General features: G+C 42.6%; 6 protein-coding genes. All 6 read right to left on the reverse strand.

Going from position 1 to position 5,905, the window contains the following annotated elements; all coding sequences use genetic code 11:
- On the reverse strand, nucleotides 1–186 hold a 186-nt coding region (locus tag ABYB02_RS13720; protein ID WP_372762985.1), incomplete at its 3' end, for a 6-phosphogluconolactonase.
- 1 nt (nucleotide 187) lies between these two features.
- On the reverse strand, nucleotides 188–1,060 hold the full coding sequence (locus ABYB02_RS13725) for an ROK family protein (protein WP_372762986.1): 873 nt from the start codon (nucleotides 1,058–1,060) through the stop codon (nucleotides 188–190).
- A complete protein-coding gene (locus ABYB02_RS13730) occupies nucleotides 1,060–1,764 on the reverse strand; it encodes an N-acetylmannosamine-6-phosphate 2-epimerase (protein WP_372762987.1) in 705 nt (234 codons plus the stop codon). The genes ABYB02_RS13725 and ABYB02_RS13730 overlap by 1 nt, the downstream gene beginning before the upstream one ends.
- Nucleotides 1,765–1,787: 23 nt before the next feature.
- Nucleotides 1,788–4,220 carry a sodium:solute symporter gene (locus ABYB02_RS13735; protein ID WP_372762988.1) on the reverse strand — a complete coding sequence of 811 codons (2,433 nt, stop codon included), beginning with the start codon at nucleotides 4,218–4,220 and terminating at the stop codon, nucleotides 1,788–1,790.
- A 124-nt stretch (nucleotides 4,221–4,344) separates the two neighbouring features.
- Complete coding sequence (locus ABYB02_RS13740; protein ID WP_372762989.1) at nucleotides 4,345–5,049, reverse strand: transcriptional regulator NanR; 705 nt, start codon at nucleotides 5,047–5,049, stop codon at nucleotides 4,345–4,347.
- A gap of 81 nt (nucleotides 5,050–5,130) precedes the next feature.
- The coding region (locus ABYB02_RS13745; protein ID WP_372762990.1) for a DUF4862 family protein at nucleotides 5,131–5,905 on the reverse strand (775 nt) is incomplete at its 5' end.

The raw sequence follows: 5,905 nt of genomic DNA on the forward strand, positions 1-5,905 counted from the left end.
ACTGACTTGGCTAAAGCTAACTTCTTTGTTTTTATGTTTTACTATTAGTTGTTTATATAAATCAATCGGCGTGCTACCTGTTGCAAGCCCTAAGTTGGCATTATGTTTAGTATTGATTAACTGTTTAATTAGCTCAGCGGCATTGTTGGCAACAGCGCTTTTATCATCAAATATAAGTACTTGCATTTTAGCTCTCGATTAATTGTTTTTTAGCATAGTGATGAACACCAATAACATCGGCATTGGCGCCCGATTTAGGCGCTAATAAAGTGACCTGATAAATCTCAGGTGCTTGTTGCACTTTAGCCGCTACTTTATTAATAAATAATGGTGCTAAGCCAACACTGCCACCGATAATAACGGTGTCATTACCAAATGTGGCTTTCATATTAAAGATCAGCTCGGCCACGGCAGTAGCGGCATTGTCAATAATAGGCATTATATCTGGGTGCTCAGCATAGTGTGTAAATACGTCTTTTGCGCTGAGCGTTTTACCTAATGCCTGGCTTGCATATTTGGCAATAGCAGTGCCTGAGGCAATCGCTTCCACACAGTTTTCTCTACCACAATGGCAAGGGTAACTTTGCGCTGTAGGAATGTTGACTGCAGTATGCCCAAGGTGGGCACAAAACCCATCGGCACAGGTGATTATTTCGTCGTTAAATACAATCCCGGCGCCGACACCCGTTGATACGGTGATATAAATGAAATTTTTGCGGCTCACATGGTCATTTAATACATATTCGGCCCAGGCTGCTGCAGAGGCGTCGTTAATAATAGTGACAGGGAGGCCTGTTAAACTGCGTAGTTGAGCCTGTAATGGTAACTTACGACGCACAGATAAAAAGTTTACTGCATCGGGGCTAACCTGTCCGGTACAGGCAATATTGACCGAACGTGCTTGCGCCACCCAATGCTTAATTTGCGCATATACATAGGGCGCTAAATCATCAATATTAGTATGGATAATAGAGTCGACTTTCACAGCGTCAATAATTTGGTCATTTTCAATAAGGGCGCACGCTATTTTGGTGCCACCAATGTCAATTGCAATATCCATTATGATGCATCACTCTGCGCAGTGTTTATACTATCGACAAACCAACTGGTAATATGCTCAACGCGAGTAATAGCAGAGCCAACAGTGACACACAGCGCCCCTAATTCGATGGCTTTTGCTGCACGCTGCGGTGAATTATAACGGCCTTCGGCAATTACACGAGCACCGGCTTTAACTAAATCTGTGACTAGTTGGTAGTCTGGTTCGTCGGGGGTTTGTGATAAATCTAAATAGCCGGATAGTGTGCTACCGATAAAGGTGCAGCCTGCGTCGTGCAGCAGTTTACCGCCAGCAAAATCGGCGCAGTCAGCCATCGCAATACAACCTTGTTGATGAATTGTGGTTAAAAGCGTTAATCTATCAACAGGGCGAGGTCTGTCGGTGCCATCAAAGGCGATAATTGTCGCTCCCGCTTGTGCAAGTGCAATAACGTCTTCAATATAAGGGGTAATGCGAATTTCAGTATCATCAAGGTCGCGCTTCACAATGCCCACTATGGGTACATTAACCACTTTGGCCACTGCGCGAACATTTTCTACGCCCTCGATTCTTAATGCTTTCGCCCCCCCTGCAAGGGTGGCTAATGCCATCGCAACAATGTGCTCAGGCTTGTCCATGGGGCCGTTATCAACTGGCTGGCAAGATGCGATTAAACTATTTTTTAACTGTTCTACTAAAGAGCGTTCTAATGCTAAGTTTTTCATGGTGTTTATACTCTCAAAGTGGCTTATTGTTTCATCGTAAATAAGGTTAATCGGGTAAGGTCTTTATTATGAGCCGGAAACAGTAAGCTCACCAAGTACCCCACCACTAAGCAGGTTAAAATGCCGATAGTTCCATACAGGTAGCCATTAGCCCAACCATATTTCCATGCCGAAATCATTAGGCTTACTCCGCTAATAATACCGACCATTGCGCCGATTGAATTAGCTCTTTTAGTCAGTGCCCCAAGTATGAAAATCCCCCCTAGTGCGCCCATAAACATGCCGATTACTTTAAAGTAAGCCTCCATTAGCGAGCGAATTTCAGGGTCGATAAATACCAGTCCAACCAAAGTGCCTAAAACTCCTGATATAAAAGTGAGCGCTCTTGCTAAACTCATGTAAGACTGTTCAGTGGTGACAATATTAAACGGCCTAACAAAATCGGTTAATACGGTGGTGGCAATCGAGTTCATACTGGTAGATACCGTTGATTGTGCGGCGGCAAAAATACCGGCAATAATTAATCCCGCTACACCAATGGGTAATTCATTAGCGATAAAAGTAGGGAATATTTGGTCTATTTGAATGCTTGGGTCAAGTTTTTGTGGGTTAAGCTGGTAAAAAGCATATAAACCGCTACCAATACAGAAAAACAACAGTGCACCGGGGGCGGCAAGTATTGCATTAGCCCAAATTGACTTAGCTGCAGCGCGTGGATCTTTCGTGACCATGTATCTTTGTACCACGGCTTGATCCGCTGTATAGCTTGATAAGTTTTGGCCAATACCGCCCAACACAATTACCCAAATTGATAAGGTAGTAATGCTTTCGAGGCTAAAATCGGTATTAACAATAGTAAATTTATCATCGGCAAAGCCAATTTCTATAAAGCTATTAAAACCATCATCTAAGCCAGCAATAATGACAAAAAAGCACACAATAGCACCAATGAGTAATACTACGGTTTGAATGGTATCGGTCCAGATCACCGCTTCAACCCCACCTAAGGTGCAATATAATAAGCACAATACGCCCATAATCAACACACTTTCAGCGGCGCTAATTGGTGTAACAGCCGATAACGCTAATGCAGTAAGTGCCATTACAATGCCCATTCTTCCAATATGGAAGAGCGTAAATAAGCCACTGGCAAAGAGTCGCACTGGCATATTAAATCGTTTAGATAAAAACTCATAGGCACTGGTTGCATCTAGCTGCCTAAAAAATGGAATCGCAATGTATACCGCAATCGGTGCGACTGCAATGATCATCCAAATACCAATAAGTAGTACCCAGTTTGTTTGATAAACAATGGCAGGCAGGGCGATGTAAGTTAACGAACTTAACATTGTAGCGTAAATAGAGCAGGCAGCAGCCCACCAAGGAATTGATTGGCCGCCCCGAAAGTAGTCATTGGTATTTTTGTTTTTAAACATAAAATACAAACCAACGAGCACCACCGAAAGTAAATAAATCACCAAAACTACCATGTTTTGCCAGCCAAAATCGCGCGCGGTATTACTAATACTGCCTTTGACTAGCGTAATGTTAGCTGTGACGGGGTGAGTGGCAAGGGCAAAAAGCTGTTGCTTGCTCGTGACTATGCTATGAAAGCGATAAGCTGATTGTTGATAATGTGACCACGCTTTAGTGATGGTATTGAATGAGAAAACATGGCCTGTTTGCATGACTGCTAAAATGTGTGATTGCCCGAGCGGAGACGCTGATAGCAGGTTACTTGTATCAAGCAATTCGGTGGGTGTACGGTCAATGACTGTATGCCAGGCATTGGCGCTTTGGTTAAATACATGTGTTAGCAGCTTAGTGTGATCTGTGCTGTATGTAGGCTGCTCAGTAACGGCAAAAAGCTGATTGCGTTCTCCATCATTTTGCACAGCAAGCTGCATATTAACGGTATTGAGTTGGTTAAATAAGTGACCGTTTAGTGCAGTCCAGCTGCTTTGTTCGTCATTAAGGGCTATTTTATAAAGGTACCACTGGTTGTCAAAACCAGCGATATACAAGCTCTGCTCAAATACCTGTGCGCTGAGTTTGCTAAGCGGGCGAGGCAAGTCAGCTAATCTTGTTGATTCAAGCTGTTGCTGCCGTTTATTCCACTGTAGAACGTTGACTAATGTTGATGGTGCTGCGTTAATTAAACCGCCCAATACAAAGGTTTTATTGTCGTGCTGTAATGTAACCGCGGCTTCCCTATTACCCTGTGCTGGCGTTAACTCAACAACTGTGCTGCGGTTATTAGTTGCAAGATCCAGTTTAACTAGTTGCTGAAACTGGTTAGTTGATATAAACAGCGCGCTGTTATTTAAAAAATACCCAGAATTTTTATTTATCGTTAATGCCTCTGGGTGCCCATTTAACGGCTGCCAATCGACTTTTGTTTCTGCAAATGAATAACTTGATGCAACAAGCAATAAAAATAGGATGAACTTTCTCATAGTGCAACTGTATACCTGTTTGTAGTGTATACCTGTTATACCACTTGAGGTTGGTGAAATCCATTAATTTAACAATTGAGATACAAAAAAAGGCCACTATTAGCCTTTTTTTAATGATTAAATTTTAGCGATAATAATTATCAAACACGTAGTCAATATGCGCGGAGAGTTTTGCGTCAGCTCCCTCTACATCACCATTTTTAATACATTCAAAGATAGCGACATGATCATTATAACTTTGTTTATTTAATTCCACGGTATTAATACGTTCGGGGCGAGCATCAATTAACCAATCCATTAGCGCTTGGTGTACCGCTAAAAATATCGGGTTGCCGGGAATTGAAGCAATCACACGATGAAAATAAATATCGGTACGTCTAAACTGGCTGTCATTTTCAATGGATTTACCATTTAACTCTAGGGCTTCTGCAAGCTCTTTAATTTGACTGGGGGTGGCCGATGCTGCGGCATGCCTAACTAAGCTAGATTCAAAAAAGCGTCTTAATTGATCAAAATACTTTAGGCCATTGGGCTGCGCGAGAAAGTCTTTTGACATACCCGATAACTCAGCGATAATAGTATCGGCAGAGGGACGAGTAACCCGCGTTCTTTCACCACTGCTAATTTTAACCAATCCTTTACGTGCTAGTGCAGCTAACGCATCTCTTATTGAGGGTCTGCCAACACCAAAAGCAGCCATAAGATCTCGCTCAGAAGGCAGTGCTTCACCTTCTGCTATCTCACCTTGCCTGATCATGCGTTCGAGCTCTTCTTCAACCGTTTCGGATAATTTTTTACGTTCAACTGGGCGCGTAACTTTCAATGTCATTTAAAAACCTACCAATTGTTTAGCTATTACCCTATCGTACCATAAAACGAGAAGTTCGCTAATTTTAGCTGAAAAATACCCTTATTTAGTGACAATTTGTAAACGTGCGTTGCTTATCATCGCCACTGTTTCGTTGATGTAGCGTACTCTATTCGCTAATGATTGTTGTTGTGGCAAAATCGAAATTTTACAACCCACAAAGTCTAAATTAGCCAATTGTTGCAACTGCATACAGCGATTTATTTGACGTTCATTGAGCGCCGAGTCTTTGTTAATTGGTTGATCAAAGTTGTTTATTTGTGGCGGCATATGGCTATCTTTCCAGCTGCCGTAGAGTGCCGAGTGACTGCTGGCTCCAGAAAATATCAGCCCAGTGAGTAAGCCTGCTTTTATGCAAAGCTCCATATGCTGTATAGCGCCATCAGCACTTCGTGCTTCGATTGCAGAGCGTCCCCAGTTTATGGCAATGCCTAGTTTGTGCGTTGCTTGTAGGTTGGCGGTTGTCAGAGCATTAATTTCATCTTCTAAACGCATAAAGCCTTTTTCGCTAGGCTGGTTTGGCAGTTGTGCATCACAATGTTCAAGCACTAATTTGGCACCGTGCCAATCCCAGCTTTGTAACTCTTTTAGCGATTTAATTAATGCGCTTACTGATGAGGATACCTGTGCGGTTAATGTGGGCGCACTGTGTATTTGAATATGTGTCACCACCGGCTTGTTAAAGTGGGTATTGAGTTGTTTTATTGCTTGATTGGCTTGTTCATAAAAGTTAATGGCTTTCAGGCGGCCCGCTTCATTATTAGACGCAATACCAAAATGCGGGTCTTTATTAAGCTCTCCCATCGTGCCAGGAATA

This window comes from Pseudoalteromonas sp., from assembly GCF_041613455.1.
Lineage (GTDB): Bacteria > Pseudomonadota > Gammaproteobacteria > Enterobacterales > Alteromonadaceae > Pseudoalteromonas.